Annotated in this window: 11 protein-coding genes; 4 read left to right on the forward strand and 7 right to left on the reverse strand. The window is 47.0% G+C overall.

Going from position 1 to position 15,879, the window contains the following annotated elements; genetic code table 11:
* Positions 1–480: 480 nt before the first annotated feature.
* The 3 genes from REH59_RS07485 to REH59_RS07495 are packed head-to-tail and all read left to right on the forward strand — an operon-like array spanning position 481 to position 5,990.
* A complete protein-coding gene (locus REH59_RS07485; protein ID WP_320450456.1) occupies positions 481–2,034 on the forward strand; it encodes a site-specific integrase in 1,554 nt (517 codons plus the stop codon).
* Positions 2,027–5,368 (forward strand): hypothetical protein, encoded by a 3,342-nt coding sequence (locus REH59_RS07490; protein WP_320450457.1) that lies wholly within the window; start codon positions 2,027–2,029, stop codon positions 5,366–5,368. The genes REH59_RS07485 and REH59_RS07490 overlap by 8 nt, the downstream gene beginning before the upstream one ends.
* Positions 5,331–5,990, forward strand: coding sequence for a hypothetical protein (locus REH59_RS07495; protein WP_320450458.1), 660 nt, complete (start codon positions 5,331–5,333; stop codon positions 5,988–5,990). The genes REH59_RS07490 and REH59_RS07495 overlap by 38 nt, the downstream gene beginning before the upstream one ends.
* 19 nt (positions 5,991–6,009) lie before the next feature.
* Here REH59_RS07495 and REH59_RS07500 read toward each other — a convergent pair whose 3' ends face one another.
* The 7 genes from REH59_RS07500 to REH59_RS07530 form a co-directional block, all read right to left on the reverse strand.
* A complete protein-coding gene (locus REH59_RS07500; protein ID WP_320450459.1) occupies positions 6,010–6,834 on the reverse strand; it encodes a restriction endonuclease in 825 nt (274 codons plus the stop codon).
* A 99-nt stretch (positions 6,835–6,933) separates the two neighbouring features.
* Complete coding sequence (locus REH59_RS07505; protein WP_320450460.1) at positions 6,934–8,595, reverse strand: non-canonical purine NTP pyrophosphatase; 1,662 nt, start codon at positions 8,593–8,595, stop codon at positions 6,934–6,936.
* The gene (locus REH59_RS07510; protein WP_320450461.1) at positions 8,588–9,571 is read right to left on the reverse strand and encodes a beta-ribofuranosylaminobenzene 5'-phosphate synthase family protein; all 984 of its coding nucleotides are present in this window, start codon (positions 9,569–9,571) and stop codon (positions 8,588–8,590) included. Before REH59_RS07510 ends, REH59_RS07505 begins: the two co-directional genes overlap by 8 nt.
* Complete coding sequence (locus REH59_RS07515; RefSeq protein WP_320450462.1) at positions 9,564–10,289, reverse strand: hypothetical protein; 726 nt, start codon at positions 10,287–10,289, stop codon at positions 9,564–9,566. The genes REH59_RS07510 and REH59_RS07515 overlap by 8 nt, the downstream gene beginning before the upstream one ends.
* Positions 10,286–11,467, reverse strand: a complete 1,182-nt coding sequence (locus REH59_RS07520) for a DNA adenine methylase (RefSeq protein ID WP_320450463.1) — start codon at positions 11,465–11,467, stop codon at positions 10,286–10,288. Before REH59_RS07520 ends, REH59_RS07515 begins: the two co-directional genes overlap by 4 nt.
* An 890-nt stretch (positions 11,468–12,357) precedes the next feature.
* Positions 12,358–13,740 carry an amino acid permease gene (locus REH59_RS07525; RefSeq protein ID WP_108192216.1) on the reverse strand — a complete coding sequence of 461 codons (1,383 nt, stop codon included), beginning with the start codon at positions 13,738–13,740 and terminating at the stop codon, positions 12,358–12,360.
* A 312-nt stretch (positions 13,741–14,052) separates the two neighbouring features.
* Positions 14,053–14,580 (reverse strand): hypothetical protein, encoded by a 528-nt coding sequence (locus tag REH59_RS07530; protein WP_003254492.1) that lies wholly within the window; start codon positions 14,578–14,580, stop codon positions 14,053–14,055.
* A 215-nt stretch (positions 14,581–14,795) separates the two neighbouring features.
* Here REH59_RS07530 and REH59_RS07535 point away from each other — a divergent pair, with 215 nt between their 5' ends.
* Complete coding sequence (locus REH59_RS07535) at positions 14,796–15,794, forward strand: sensor domain-containing diguanylate cyclase (protein ID WP_014861695.1); 999 nt, start codon at positions 14,796–14,798, stop codon at positions 15,792–15,794.
* The last annotated feature ends 85 nt before the right edge of the window (positions 15,795–15,879 follow it).

Consider the following 15,879-nt stretch of genomic DNA (forward strand, 5'->3'; position numbering starts at 1 on the left):
GCAAGGGATTGATCAGGTGAATGCAACGCGTAGCCATGTGATTGCAATTACGCGACGACATAGCACGCAGTGAATTTATGGAATCTGATGCCACCCATATTCCGTCGACAGCCACACAAGACGAGATGGCAAGACGTCTATGAACCACCTATGCGGCAGTCCAGCACCCATGGACCTATGTGTTTCTGTCGCTGCCACCGCGATCTGCATGCTACCCAGAGCCCATTGATGACAAAATGGGCATCAATCACTTAGACCGTTTAGTGTGCTTAAGCGAATTATTTAGATCTCTATGATCGGTGATTGAAGTTTCTACGAAACTAGATGTTTATCTGGTTGACGCCTAGTAACCTAATATTATGCAAAAAATTAAGCCTAGGCGATTTGAATCCCGTCGTATTCATGGGGCGATAATGCAATTACAAAAATAATGTAAGTCACGTTTACATGTGGCGTCATTATGTTCAAGTGTTTTGTGTCATGTTTTTTGATTTAATATATTTCGCTTTGGCTTATCTTTCGGATGGAGGGTTAATTGACTTTGAGTTGAGTGTTGATATAGAACGGCAGTTCGCAACTGTGGGCGTCGTTATGAGAAAGGACAGCTTGATTCGCTACTCAATGTTTAAGTCCGTCTACCTTGGTCAAGAGATCTATGTTCTTGTCGAGAAGGCCACGGGGAGCGAGTGCATTGCGTTTCGATCATTTATGCAAGCGTTGGTTAAAAATGGATATAAATTCAACACGATAAAATCCTATGCCTATCCAGTCGCCCAGTTTTTAGATTATTTGCTCGTTGGGTTTTCTGTTCTAGGGGAGGTTTCAGCAGTCAAGGCCGAAGCTTTGCTGCGAGCTTATTACAGCTATTTGTTTAGTGGTAATGAGTCCAGTAGTGGCTATGTGAGAAACATACTTGAATTGAAGCCCCGTAAAACCATACAGGCGGTATCAGCAAAAATTTATCATCTGGCAATTAATAAATTTATTCTAAGTGTTAGATATCATCAAATTGAGGATGACCTCTTCGAAAGTAAGGGTATATCAGTTGCTAGAAGAGTAGAGCCTTTCATAGCCGAGAATTTAGGGTTTGTATCTGAGATTGCAGCTAAGTCGTCTATTGAACTGGAGGGGCTCCAATCAGGAAGCTATCTGCGGCGGAAGCCCAGGGTCAATTACTTAGGGCATGTTCCAACTATTGATAACAGCGACAAGCCTATTGAGCGAGATAGTTTTTTCCCTCTTCAACATATCTCGTCACTGATTCGGTCGGCGACAAATTATCGAAATGCAGCATTGTGGTCATTGATGGCCGCTACTTCGTTAAGAGTCTCCGAGGCCTTGCAAATACTGCTAGAAGACATCGATTTCAAAAATCGAAAGGTTTACGCTGTCGACCCAAAAACTAGAAGGCGATCATCCTCCTATCGGGGGATTGATGAGGTGAGTCTCAATAAACTCTCATGGAAGGGACGTACCACTAAGCATACACTGCTCCTTGAACCATATGGCTCAATGTTTTTTGAGTATATGGACCTATACAGAAAGCATGAGTATCAAGCTTCATATCATAATTTTCTTTTCCAGACTGCTGATGGTGATCCTCTATGCTTCTCGGATTACAGTAGTGTGATTTATGTGCCCTTCAGAGTTGGCGCTAATAAAGTGCTCTCAGAGACTGAGTACTCTGATATTAGCTACTCACCGCACTCGTTACGGCATAGCTTCTGCGTGTTTTTTAAGAATTTTGTAGAGCATACCGAAGGTGTGGGTCTTCGTAATAGCGAAATAAAGGCGCTTACTGGGCAGAAAACGGATAAAGCGGTAGAGCGATACGCGTTAATGAAAAGATGGCTGGTCGAGCTGAAAGTAGCTTTCGCCTTTGTTGACGCAGATTACCACTCCCAGAAAAGTTTCAATGAGCACAAACTAGGTTTTCTGAAAAGAGAGTATCAAGCCACATTGGATGCTGTTGCAAAAGAGAAGGACGAGAATAAAAAGCCAAGCACCCAGTCTGGGATGAATATTGATGATTAATACTGGCAATAAAATAGTGCTGCGCAAAGATACCCAAGGTGTCTTCCAAGATATGCTGAAGTCGCTCAAGGCTACGCTGCGTGCAGTGCCTGCTACCGCGACTCGTGGTCGCAAGCATCCATTTCTCAAATATTTCAATGGACTGATCATTAGGTCGGATAAAACAGAGCTTTTTTTGAATACCCTATTAGCTTTTTCTCTAGATGGTCGTTCATCTGATAGCGGAGCAATAGCATTATTCAATTTTATGGGTGTAAAGAAGCCTTCTAGGGAGACGTTGAAGTCCTTGCTTCCAGCGATCAAGTACTGGTTATGCTTCATGCATAAGCTTGGGGCAGTGCTTTTACCATATGACTTCTCCAGATCTCAAGCTACCTGGGTCAACGACCTAGAGGATGATCTCAGTTGCTATTCTGAGGTGGTGAAGATTTTCCGTGATCTCGATAATACTCCGTGGACGGGCTTGAGTACCTCTAATACGTACTCGCCTGCGGAAAAAAGCAATAGGCTTTTATTTAGCCTTGGGACAAAACTGGCCCTTGCTTCTAGTTGGGTCAGCGCTGAGGATCTTACCGCAGAAGATCTCTTAGCTTGGCGCGACCTTCAAGAGGTCGTTGACCGAGACGGGAAGATGCACCGTACAAGTCCAGTACCGTTGGGTGCAATTCTTGAACTTTTTGAGACCGCTTTCGCTACACGTTTAGGATTCAATATTGAAAGACTAAGGTTGGAAATCAACACTAGTCTTCGCGCTGTACCCTACTCAGTCGATCAGTTCCTGCCAAGAATATTGGAGGAGAACTATATGCCTTTAGACGTTATTGATGAATTGCTAGGGGCGCCGTTGCGAGGAATATCTTCTTTTTCCGCTAATAAAATTGATGACTATCAAATACCACAAGCTCTTGCGAAAATAGGTATTGATGTAGGCAGTGCCTACGCATGCTGGCTAGAGTCTCAAAAATTATTCATGATCCACCAGAAATATGTGAGTGAGAAAGCATGGGGTACTTTATTTGGTCGAATGAATATATATATTCTAATTTATCTGCCGCTTTGGTTTAAGCATCATCCCGATTCTCAGTTGTGTTATCCCGATGTTCCGTCAAAATTTATTGGCCCTTTATTCTATGCTACGGAATTACCCCTTTCACCTTCAAAGCCACTAACCCTGGTGGAGTTCTTCGAGTACTGTGATTTTATTTACAGTTACTCTATGGCGACTAATATCGAAACATATTTCGATTATCTGAAACGTATGCAGTCATTCATTGGTGACGGCTTACCAATACTTCAGCCTGTTGGCTCAAAACCTCCAAGTGAAAAAAGAGATAAAACTACAAAGCGCGCGATGCCACGCAACCTTGAACAGCTATTTTGTAAGTACTTACTCGCGAAGCAGTCCCTGGAAATCATAATCCAGGATAATGCAGAGGACATCTGGAGCCACATCCAGCGTGTGCGCTATGGGAAAGGGCGACATGTGCATGATATCGAATTGGCTCAATATGGCGGGCATGGAGTTATCGAGCACGGCGGCCTTTTATACAGTGTTTCTAAATTCGATATTCGTTCGCTGCTTTTCACGGTTTTCAATAAGCAAGTATATTTTAATCCGGCCACTTACGTCTTCCCTTTCTGTCTGATCAGGGCCGGATTTCGAGGTCAAAATATTCAGTGGCTTGACGCCAATACGTATAGCCGTCTATCAGACTCAGAGACGAGACACACTCGGGAGTTTGATTGGTGCTGGGTCAATACTGATAAAATCCAACCCCAGGCGTTCAGCGCTTATGTACGACCCGCAGTCATGGACATGCTAGACATTCAATGCAAATGGCGTCAAAAGCTAATAGATCTCGGCTGTAATGGCTTTGCGAAAAACTTTGACTATGACAATAAGCGTGGGACAAAGTGGGGCAAAATTTTTTGTTTGTTTGCAAATGATGTAGATACTGGCGCCCCAATCAGCGATCAGGTCTATAGTCGGTTATGGTCTTATACGCTATTGGATTTTCAAAGATGGCTGGTGGAAAACAATTTGTCTGAAGACACGTTGGTTGCATTCATGCCAATTAAAATTGGAAATAATAAATTCCATAACTCGTTCGGTTGGGACGACTGGGAGCGTAAAGATTTTCCCCCGGAAAGTGTAAAGACCGAGGTGAAAGTTTACGAATCTGGGGCGGCATCTTATTGCCCTATACGTCTCAGGTCAATGTATACACCCCATGCTGGGCGTGCGACACATTTGACTCTACTACGACAGAAGGCGGACGGTGAAACTGTGTGCCTGACAACAGGGCAAGCCTCAGCTACCACTGAGTACTATGATCGTGGCGAGGTAGAGGTAGCCAAAAAATTGAGCAATGTGCTCAATTCGCTAGACTCAGGTTGGCAGTTAACTGGTCCCACGATGCCACGTGATACTGCGAAGAGCATCGCAACCGCTATTTCTGAGGCACAGACTAGCTGTTCAGTGAATCAATTGGTGGAGGGATATTCTTTATTCTCGCTCCCCCATCCGGAGCCTTCCAAGACTGGGATGGAAGGTGTGTCGATCATTGCACGAGAGCGCTCATCAAATCTGGGAATAGCTAACACTCACCTGTGCGCACTAGGTATGCAGTGCAGCCCTGATGTCGTAAAAAATCTTGGTGGTAAATTCCGATGCTCTTGGTGCCCGTATGCTATTTTTTCACTGCATCTAATCTTCGAAGTTTCAGCTCATCGCCATTTCCTTGCAGAGGAATTGAGCAGAGTCATGCGCAAACTGGAAAGCTACAAGAGCGATAATCGTGTAAGCGATGATGAGATAAATAACTTGAGATTACAAACCAAGGTAATGGCGGAAGATGTCTTGGGGTGGTACATCGTTGAAAAAACGTTGGACATGTTGCTAAAAAACAAGAAGTCCGATATGACATCGCCAAGCTATGTTGCCAAAAATAAAGATCTATTCTTTTCGCAGGTAAAACTCCATTCCGTTCAAAAAGGTAGTGCAGAAGCTTTTGTTTATCGATTAGAGCAAGTTTGTAATAATCCTTTGACCATGTCTGAAGACTTTCGAGATAAAGTCAATAGGGCCGTTCGATACTTGCTAATGGAGCGTGGAAATGCCTATGCAGCTGTTACTGCTAAATCTACCGTCTCTCCGGAAATACACTTGGCTGCTTTGGTTCGAGAAAAAGCGAACTTTAACAATGTAGACCTAGATAAGCTTATTACATTTGTGAACCTGTCTGATTTTGAATGGAGTCAAGTCGTAACTGAGCAGCGGTCTCAAGACTCAATTGATGAAGCTTTTGCTGCGGATTTGCTTGGATATGAGTAGGAATTACAGAGCTAGAAAGGAGTCGGTTGCTAAGCGGGCAGTGCTAGTCTCTGCTGCGTTGCAGCAGGCTACAGACCTTCGCATGAATTTTGAATACTTCAGCGATCTTGCAAAATTTGTTGCATCAATGGTGACGGATCGTGAGTTCGCAGGTTCAAGAGCTTTGAGTGAGCTAGCCAACTTGCCAAATATCACCGTGCGTAGTAAGTCTGTATGCTATCAGACATTCCTGCGGAAAGATGGGCCTTATCGTCGAATGCTTGATGAGTGGTGGTCTGGTAATTCTTCGAGTGCTTCTATTAATCAAGCTGAGCATGAGTATTTTTTAAAGTACGCTGATGCATGTACTACTATTCATCAACTCAAAGATCGCTTAAATTTTGCTGAGGCGCAGTTCAAAGAATTCGCAAGCCTAAAAAAAACCGCGTCAGGCAGAGATTTAGCAGTGCAAACTTCTGATGCTTATGTGTTCGTAGAAAATCTTTTAAAAGAATTTCAGGATTTTTTGCGAGTAGAAGGAGGAGAGTTAGTTACAAATGACTCAATGAGAAAAGTTATTGCTACACGAGAAATGCTCGGCCGGTACCAAGCATGGCGCCATGATTTACTAGGTGCCAAATGACATTGGCTCAACGGAGTAGCTATTCTTCGATGTCAAGGATCACGCCCTTGCCAATCGCCTTGTACATTTGCCTCATGATGTCTACATGTTGCTTGTATTCAGGGCTATCTATGTCCTCTAAGTCTGGCTGAAATTCTTTATTTTTGATCATTTCATACTCGGCTTTTAGAAGCATTTCATCGAACATATTAAGGTTTATATTCAGCCAATTGATTAGTTCGATAAAGCTCTCAACTGTTTTTTCGCCTGCTCTAACCTTGAGCAAGGACTGTACACTCATTGGATAATTATTATGTTTTGCCTTCTCAATTGTCGCGAATATAAATCCTATGAATAACTGGCCGCTGAACCGCAACTCCATGTTCTCTATGTCATCCCTCAAACCATATTTTATCCGAAGGCGCTTGGGATGAGAGAAGTATCTGATTGCGAGCTGGTCTGCCCGTTTCTCATAGGCGTTGAGCATCTCCGCTTGAACGAGTTTTCGTGTTCGGTGCTTAAGGTCTTCGAATGTCAATAATTCAATATTGCTTTTAGTAGCTGACTCTATAGCTCCGCTTTGGAATCCCTTGTGAGAAATCAAAAAGCCTTTGTCGGCTCCTACGTCTTCAACAATAGTTCTCAGTGCAAAGACCTTTTCTTTAGGTACTTTGCTGTTCCAGGCTTTTGCTTCTACAATCCATTTTATATCACTGCCTAGAAATTTAGTAAGGACTAGTACGTCTACCTCATGCTTCGTTCGAACTCCTTCGATTGTCACGTTTGTGGACGCAACTGCTCCAAGACTTCTAAAGTGCTCTGCAATCGCCTCTTGAAAAACATACCAGTCAGTAGATTTCTCCATTTGAGCCTTTAGCTCCTCTGTTAAGATGATAGAATCCGCAGTTGTCATAAGTGGTAGGTTTAGCAATTAAATCGCACATGCTATTATTTTTAACCGGAGTTAAAGATTTTCATTTGTAATTTTTCTAATTAGTGATATGGCCGCGCTTATGCCAGTTTGCGAGAGGCTATAATGAATCTTCTCGTTTTTGACGTGAGCCTCAAAGTGCGGGCTGAATCTTTGGTTGAAAAATCTACTTACATTGTTCTTATCTATAGGTATATTTTTATCGCCTTTCTGGCGGAGCTTTGGGATGTTCGTCTCAGCGTTCCTGGCGATTTGAGTAGTCGTTAATGGCAGCACACCGTTTTTATGATCAATGAGCATCGAAATCAGTAGAGCTTGCTCAAGTGGCAAGAAATCTACTATATCTGAAATCTCGCAGATGAATGGTATGGCATGCGCATCATTTGTTAATGTCTTCAATGTCGTTCTGATGTAGCTGCAAAGTGATGCTTCATTACTGATATTTTTCGCGGATTCTCTAATTTCAGATAATCCCATTGAGTTCTGGGTGTCATTTTTCTTTTCAAATGCGGCAAAGCTTATCGGAGCATCTGATCTATTTCTGCTCTTGTTTCTTTCGAATCGTACTGGCAGGCTGCTCTCTATGTACAGTGTCTCCAGTTCCACACCGCTAAGTTCTTCTTGCAGGATGCTTATTTCTTGAGGTGATCTAAAGCCTGTTATTACTATGCCTTTTTCTGAGGTGCTTCGGATATAGTCGGAAATCTGTCTGGCAACAATTCCGGGGTCTTTTTTGAGCGCATCTTTTGCGAAGTCTTGAATAACTACTTGGCTTGAATATCCATGGCGAGTATAGAGTGCGCATCGCATGAAGTCACTGGCTTCAATGTGTCTATAGGCATGAAGCCTGGTTAGTGCGGACGCAAGCACTGTTTTGCCGGCGCATGTTGCACCGCATATGATAAAGTTTTTCCTAGGGAATAATTCTCCTTGTTTTGGTGTCTCTAAGATGTGCTTTGTCTCTAGTAGATCCTTGGATTTCAGGAATCTAATCAGTTTTTGAAGTGCTTTGTTTCTGAAGTCATACTTCAAGGCTGAGTTTATAGGTAATTGACTAATTGGCTTTTTGGCGCCCTTCGGCACAAACCACTTATTGAAGGTTCGATTGTCAAGCCAAGGGTAAATTTTGTTGGTTTCAAACGAAGCCTCCTCGTCAACTATGGTCCCCTCTGTTTCTCCTACAAATACCTTATATGTTTCTTCGGTGGACTTCCTGAGGTCCGGTGGGAGATACAGAACGATGTCGGAGCGGACGGTTACTTTTCTGTTATTTCCTAACTCTTTAAGGCGTTTATCAAGATCAGCAAAATTAGTCTCTCTCATCCAATATTTTACATTGACGCCAGGAAATTCTTTTTCTTTGCTAAGTGCCTCGATAGCAATGGATGTATCTTCTATAAAAAATATCTTATGCTGATGTTTAGAGGCGTAACCTGCTAGTAGCGCAGTATTTTGGTAATCGCTGTTGTTAAAAAATGGTTTTTGAAGTTCGTTACTGCCAATGCTTTTTGCAAGCTTTAGATTTGCACTTTGAATGCTTTTCTTTAAAAGTTCATCTCTATCCTCGATTCGCGGCTCATGATATGGTTTTCCATAGTTCGGAGGGGGGAGCAAAAGAATGGGTTGCTCCCTTAACAAAAATTCGAAGTGCGAGATTTTTGTGAGGTTGGACGATAGAAATACTAGCTTAATCAATTTCTAGTGTTCTCCCGCTATTATTCGGGGATGCTACTGATGCTGATAGTTCTGGTGAGGGTCCTAAGGCTTTAATTTGTTCTTCTATATTGTTTGCCATAAAATAAATGGTAGAGCCTAAACTGGAAAGCCCAACACACTCGACTCCTCGACTTTGGATTTCGCTTCTTAAAGCATTAATATTATTAGATTGTGCCATCCATTCGGCTTTTTTCCACTCCGATTCCTGGGTTGCTGCAATCGATGCTGCAAATGTGAGGTAGTCATTTTCGATCGCAGCGCATGCCATACCTGAAACTGCATGGTATATCGACTCGTGTACCGAGGAGGGTTGGATCGGACAGGTTCTGTTAAAAAAGGCTATTTCTTCGGCAGCCGATATTTTGTTTTCATTTGGAGACAGTACGATTCCAAATCTCCATTCCGTTGGCAGGTCAAAGTGTAATATTTGAAGGGGAGTGCTTTTGGGTCGTTGCCGGGCTGAAGACGGGGCGAACATTAGTCCTTGGGACTTTATTCCAAGATCGATACTCATTCCGCCTTTGAAATATGTGTTTATCCCGACGCCAGATGTTCCTCCGCGGCCAGATGATTTGACCAAGTTCATGGCGTCGGTAGCTGCATCATTAATTAAGCTTGCAGCCTCTGCGCAGGCTAACTTCGTTATAGTCCCTGTTCCAAAGCCGCTGTGTGGCGGTGGGCCAGATAAAATTTTTATGATAAATTTTGTACGATAGCCGTTATCATGAAAAAGTTTATTAAGGAAGTCTAATAAAGACGCTTGTTCGGAGAGCGAGTACCCAACCTGGCGTTGATCAATGACTTTCAGCTGATCAGAAGGTTCGAATTCAAATATTGTATCGAAGCTATTAATGCTGAATCCTACACCTCCGTTCTGCCTGTACCCAGTTTCGCTCATATCAAATAAATTGACATGAATTCGCCCTGGTGCAGATATCCGTATCGTTTTATTCATGGCTAGTTGATGACTCATCTATAATTTCGGAAAGATAGTCAAGGTATGGTTTTGTAAATAATCCTGATCTGTCAAGGTTGATTGCTGGCGTGTCTTTGCTTTTTTTATTTTTAAATATAGGTCCGACTAAGCAGGTGTTGCCCGCCAAAAATATGCTGTGCGATGGTTCGAAGTCGTAATAACGTAATTTAAATTTATCTTTATGGCTTTTGAGGATTTCCTCAGACTTTGGTAACGTCTTGTTAATAAAGTCAGATTTATCTTCTTTATTCAAATATTTCGATTTTGGTAGCAGTAATGTGACTTCCACTCCACGTGCCATAGCTTCAATCAGATCTTGAGAGTTAGAAACCTTTGGGTTCGCGAAGTCGTCTAGCAACCTGTTGCAGGTTACTCCTACTACCACGATTTTATCGCCTACTTGAGTGTTCTTGATTAGGGACCGGTAGTAGTCAGGGTTTTTCCTATTTGGAAGAAACTCAACCAATCCGTGCTTCTTGTACTCAGCTAATGCTTTTTGCTCTAAGTATTGAGTGAGAAACTGAAAAGAAGCAATTGCTAAACCTGAAACGAAGCCGCTTAAAACACTAATCCATCTAGCATCGGAATTAGGGTCCGTTAAATATAAGCTAACTGCTAATATTATAGCTATTGCAATTAAGGCTGCTAAGTATAGTCGTGGAGCCTGAATAACAATATTTTGCTTAAGCATGTTCATCTTGGTCTTCCTATGATTAGAACTTCCTTTTTTGGTTTTTTGCTAAGCGCATGCGGCATTTCGTGTTCCAAAACGACAGTGTCTTTAAATCTTGTTGAGAAGAATCTACTTATTTCGTCAATTGACGGGAACGCATCATGGACATAAGAGAGGCAGACAATAGACTTATGATGTCTGTCGATTAGATCAAACAAGTTATCTTTGAATGTTTTTTTGTCGGTCCACCTTAGCATGCAGTCAGGGGTAGGGATGGGTTGATTTAACCTTGAGCGATCAATCCTGCCTCCCCAAGTGTCAGGAGTGCATAGGCCCTCAAGAAAATGATATCTATCCATGTAAGAAATATCTCTTTTCTTTTCCGGCACATATGGCGGGTCTAGATAGACAAGGTCATATCCATCCTGAATGTCACCGGCGTCGGTGCATGGAAGTATTATTGGCTCGTGTTCGGAGCACCATCTTGTTTTATGGATCTCTGAGAGCGCGCGATTCATCAGTAGTGAAAACGGCTTCTCCCAGGTTGCCCAATTTCCAAACTTAGTGTCTTTTTTGTTGTTTTCGCGTAGGTGAAGATTTTTTCTGTGGAAAAGGTTAAATGGTCGTTTTTGTAAGCATGCTTGCATTAAGCAATAGAGGATTTCAGATTTTTTCTGATTGTCTCTAATGCTCGCAAGCGATTGGATCGCACCATCCAGCCAGCAGTTTTCAACGTTGGTGTAGTAAATCCCTTGATATTGATGGTGTATGAAACCCTCTACAGGATTTACGTTTTCCATGAATTCAGCCAGCTCTGAAGGTGTTAACTTGCTTGGTTGATTCGGGAGAAGAGCAGTGGCGATAGTTCTATTTGACTCAAGGATGTCGTTGTAGGTGACTTTCTTTCCAAGATGCTTCAATGCCAATGAAATAGTTGACGTTCCTCCAAAAACGTCTAAAGCTGTATTGAATTTATATTTGTCGAGTTCTCTGATGATCCAGTGAGTAAGTCGCCGTTTACTTCCGTAGTAGCGGGTTTGTGGAAGGTAAACATTTTCTCTAGCACGGTTGCAGATTATGGAATTAGTTTGCTGGCAGCCATTATCGGAGCTGGGCATGTCTCCAAACGGTGCGTAGATAGATCTGTGATGAGAGTTGGGCTCCAGTCCATCGTGGATTTCTGATGCAGTCAGTTTTAACAATTGGCGCTCCGGTCGTGCCCAAATTCAAATTTCGCGAGTGCCAAAACAGTTAGCTCTTCTGCGGTGCGCTTAAGCTCAGCCCATTGGGGCATCGGAGGATTGGATTGAGGCAGGGGCCCGGAAGCTTGGTGCTGTGCCCAATAGGACTTCTCCCTAGTATTTTGGTATCCATCCAGCCTTGCCTCATCTTGATCCATGCTCAGGTCTCTCCTCCATGGCAGCTAGATCGCAGCAGCCCAGCCATTTTTTGGCATTCGGACGTGCGAACACACTCGACACCACGTAGCGTTAAGCCTGACATGGTTGAGCTTTAGCCCGCGAAGATCGTTCTGTCGCTGGATTCCTGCTCCGGTGGAGAAATTAGGTTAACAAAAATGCTCTCCATTTTGACTGAAGCAGAAAAGCACAAACAAGCCCCACAGCATGGATCGTGGAGCCTCAGGGTATCGGTCAGCTTGGATCATGTTGATGCTCAACACCCGTGCGTGAGGCACCTGTGGGGCAAGATAAGACGCGTGGCGCGGGCATGTCGAGCCAGGAACTCCGCGTTGATTTCTAGGGCTGAGCGGTCAGCTTCGATTAACTTTTCTTAGAAAAAATGCACCCTGGGGGCGCCACCGCTTTCTGAGGAAGGACGCGTGCTCTCAGACAGATGAGCTGGCACAGGGTCAGCCCATTGCCTTATTCGCACCCAGGTGCGGATAACCAAATCTAAATTTGTCCAATGAAAACAATTTGTTACTGAGTTTGTTGGCGGATTTTTATTGCTTGACCACAGATAAAGGTTCAATTCCTGCCTGGGACGCCATTCTCGTCATTCCCATTATTGTCTCCGTTGCCTTTGTCGCCGTCGTGCTGCTGTTGACAGCACCTGCGCTTGGCCAGCGCTGTCATGCATCACGTTCGTGGCATAACGCCGCGCTTGGGGCCAGCCGCTGGCGCATCAGGAAGTACCCCGCCACCACCAGCAGTACCGTCAGCACCGTGAACCAGAATTGGAAACGCGATGCCGGGTCGAACGCCTGGGTGCCGATGACTGCCAGCAAGGCGAACAGCGCAATGATATTGGTGTAGGGGAACAGCCAGGCACGGAAGGCGTTTGGGGCGACCGCTTCGTGGCGGGTTTTCCTGCGCATGGCCACGTGGGCGATGATGATGAAGATCCATACGACCATGACCAGGCTGCCGGTACTCTTGGCCAAGGTCATGAACAGGTCGCCGCCACTGACAAAGTGCACGGTCAGGATCATCGTGCAGATCGACAGGCTCAGCAGCAGTGCATTGATCGGTACGCCCTTGGCACTGGTGCGTGAGAACAGCTTGGGCGCGTGACCGCGCTGGCTCAGCGAGAACAGCATGCGCGAGTTGGAGAACATGAACGAGTTCATCACCGACATGAACGAGACGAACAGCACCAGTTTCATGGCCACTGCAGCACCACCGAACCCGGCCAGGCTGAACAGCGAAACATAGGGCGAGGCCAGGTTGGCCTTGTCGGTCCAGGGCAGGCAAAGGATCAGGATCGACACAGAGCCTACGTAGAACAGCATCACCCGCAGGATCACGCTCTTGATCGCACGGATCACGTTCTGTCGCGGGTTCTCTGACTCACCCGCGGCCACAGCGGCAATTTCGCTGCCGCCCAGGGAGAAAATCACCACGATAACGCCGGCCATCACCGGTGACAGGCCGTTGGGCATGAAGCCGTCATGGGCGGTGAGGTTGATCAGGCCGGGGGCGGGAATCTCACTGTGCAGGCCGAGCAGGATCGAGACGCCCAGCAGCATGAAGATGAGGATGGTGGCGACCTTCATCGCGGCCAGCCAATACTCGACTTCGGCAAACGAACGCACCGAGTAGGCGTTGCTGGCCATGAGTGTCACCAGCATCAGGAAGGCACCTGCCCAGATCGGTAGCCAGGGCAGGAAGTCATGCAGGATGGCGCCCAGCAGTACCGCTTCCAGGGTGATGGTCATCATCGACTTGAACCAGTACAGCCAGCCGACCGCAAACCCTGCCCAGTCACCGAGGTAGGTGTTGGCGTAGGTCGAGAACGACCCTGCATCCGGGTTGCGGCAGGCCATTTCGCCCAGCATGAACATGACCAGGGTGACCACCAGGCCACCAATGAAATACGACAGTATGGCCGCGGGCCCTGCCGATGCGATCAGTGAGCCCGAGCCCATGAACAGCCCTGCACCGATCACCCCACCCAGCGCGATCATGGTGATATGCCGCTGCTTGAGGCTTTGCTTCAAACCGTGTGATTGCATTTCCTTGTCCTCTCTTATTTTAGGAGGGATCCGACATCGTCCCCCTACGCAGGCATCGTCATGCGCCTGCGTCCACGCGTGGCAAATAGCTACCAGCCTGCCACCCTGGACAATAAGGCCAAGGACCTCAAACGAATTCTCTGCACAACATCCTGCCGATTTTTCCTGAGACCGGTGATGGCCCCGTTAGCGTTGCAGTTGACGAAGCCATGCACCACCTGAACATCGACGCCACTGCACGCCTTCAAACCGCTCAGGCTGGGGCGCCTTGGACGAACCGCGGCGCTCTCCTTACCGGCCGCTGGCATTCCCTCACACCGGGCTTGCCGCTTGTTGCTCTTCATCCACGCCGCCGTCCACCTTGGCGACCTGCTCTTGCGCTTTCTCCTCGATCTTGCGCTTGATGTCTTCTTTCATGCGCTGGGCGATCAACTCGTCGACCTTTGCTTTCATTTCGGGCGGCAGGGCGTCGTACTCTTCTTCGGTCAAGCCTATTTCACGCAGCAGTTTTTCCTTGATCATCTCGCCGGGCGACTTGGACATGAAGTCGTGAAATTCCTGCCGGGCAGTCTTGGACGGCAGGGGTTCTCCGATGACCGGCTCGGTGGTCGCAGAACTCAGGTTTTGCAGCATCACCTTGAATTTGGCAAAGGCTTCTGCACGAGCATCCTCTGCGTTTTGCTGAGCGGTGCTGCCTCCATTCTGCTGTTGGCTCGCCGTGTTGGCGGTGGATATTGGCGTGCGGACCGGTGCAATCTGGGCCACTGCCTGCTCATCGCTGGTGGACCGAGGCTGATGGAGCGTGGGCTGCCAGCTGACGCCGTTAGGGGCGATTATCATGTTTCCTCCTTGGAAATCTCGTTGGCAGGTACCAAGCGCAAAAGCCATGCCAGCGCTGTGCCGGTCGAAATCAGGGCGTTGGCACTATTTCGGTTGCACGCGGGTGGGCATATGCTTGCCCGTGATAGGCATCATCTTGCCGCTCGCGGCAATCAACACCACTGTCGGCAGCCCCTTGATCGGAGCGCAGTTGCTGGGCATCAGGGAGAGCGTCCATGAGTCAAGACACCAGGCCGGTACCTGCCGGCTTCAGTGAACAGCAGTTGCACACCTTGTTCGATTTGATCAGCGATGGCATCTGGGACTGGAATGCCAATACCGGCTACGTTTATCGCAACCCGGGCTGGTACAACATGCTGGGTTATGCCAGCCACTCCATGGCCAACTCGGTATTTACCTGGGAAAGCGTGATCCATCCCGAAGACTACCCCCGGGTAATGGCCCATTTCGAGGCCTATATCAATCAGCGCAACGAGCGCTACCGCATTGAATACCGTTGCCGTTGTCAGGACGGCAGCTACATCTGGATCGAAGACAGCGGCTACGTCATCGCGCATAACGAGGACGGTTCCGTGGCACGCATGCTGGGTGCGCATCGCAATATCGACGCTGGCAAGCGCTTGGTGACGCAACTGGAACAGAAGAACCAGTCGCTGGAATTTCAGGTGGCCGAGCGCACCCGTGAGTTGTCCTGGGTGAACCAGCAGTTGCAGCGGCAACTGGACGAAAACCGTGAGTTGGCCGAACGCGATGCGTTGACCCGTGTTGCCAACCGTTACCGGCTGGAGAGCGCGTTGCAGCGGGAGTGCCAGCGCGCCCAGCGCTTCCGCCAGCCGTTGTCGCTGATCGCCATGGACATGGATGATTTCAAACCGATCAATGACCGCTACGGTCACGCCCGTGGCGATGCGGCGCTGGTCCGGGTGGCCGAAAGCCTGCGCACCTGCTTGCGCGAACTGGACCTGCTGGCGCGCTGGGGCGGCGACGAGTTCGTCATCGTGCTGCCGCAGACCGCGCTGGGGGAGGCGCTGGATGTGGCGGCGCGCTTGCGTCAGGTGCTGGAGCAGGTGGAGCCGGTGGGTGATTGCCGGCTGACCATGAGCTATGGCGTGGTGCAATGGCTGGAAGGGGAGGACCAGCACGCGCTGCTGGCGCGTGCCGACAAGGCACTCTACAGGGCCAAGGGGACAGGCAAGAACGCAATTGCCGAGTAGCTAGTGTGGTGTTTCACAAATAACGACCATAATTCGCGGCGCTTTTTGCGCTCAGGCAAGGCGTCGCGACGAGTCGTAGCCCAGC

It is taken from the genome of Pseudomonas sp. BO3-4 (assembly GCF_034044115.1).
In the GTDB taxonomy this organism is placed as follows: Bacteria; Pseudomonadota; Gammaproteobacteria; order Pseudomonadales; family Pseudomonadaceae; genus Aquipseudomonas; species Aquipseudomonas alloputida.

What these genes read in the sequence shown, in the direction of transcription:
- REH59_RS07485 (WP_320450456.1), top strand. Translation starts at nt 481, where the DNA reads ATGTTTTTTGATTTAATATATTTCGCTTTGGCTTATCTTTCGGATGGA.
- REH59_RS07490 (WP_320450457.1), top strand. Translation starts at nt 2,027, where the DNA reads ATGATTAATACTGGCAATAAAATAGTGCTGCGCAAAGATACCCAAGGT.
- REH59_RS07515 (WP_320450462.1), bottom strand. Translation starts at nt 10,289, where the DNA reads ATGAACATGCTTAAGCAAAATATTGTTATTCAGGCTCCACGACTATAC.
- REH59_RS07525 (WP_108192216.1), bottom strand. Translation starts at nt 13,740, where the DNA reads ATGCAATCACACGGTTTGAAGCAAAGCCTCAAGCAGCGGCATATCACC.
- REH59_RS07500 (WP_320450459.1), bottom strand. Translation starts at nt 6,834, where the DNA reads ATGGAGAAATCTACTGACTGGTATGTTTTTCAAGAGGCGATTGCAGAG.
- REH59_RS07510 (WP_320450461.1), bottom strand. Translation starts at nt 9,571, where the DNA reads ATGAATAAAACGATACGGATATCTGCACCAGGGCGAATTCATGTCAAT.
- REH59_RS07530 (WP_003254492.1), bottom strand. Translation starts at nt 14,580, where the DNA reads ATGATAATCGCCCCTAACGGCGTCAGCTGGCAGCCCACGCTCCATCAG.
- REH59_RS07495 (WP_320450458.1), top strand. Translation starts at nt 5,331, where the DNA reads ATGAAGCTTTTGCTGCGGATTTGCTTGGATATGAGTAGGAATTACAGA.
- REH59_RS07535 (WP_014861695.1), top strand. Translation starts at nt 14,796, where the DNA reads ATGAGTCAAGACACCAGGCCGGTACCTGCCGGCTTCAGTGAACAGCAG.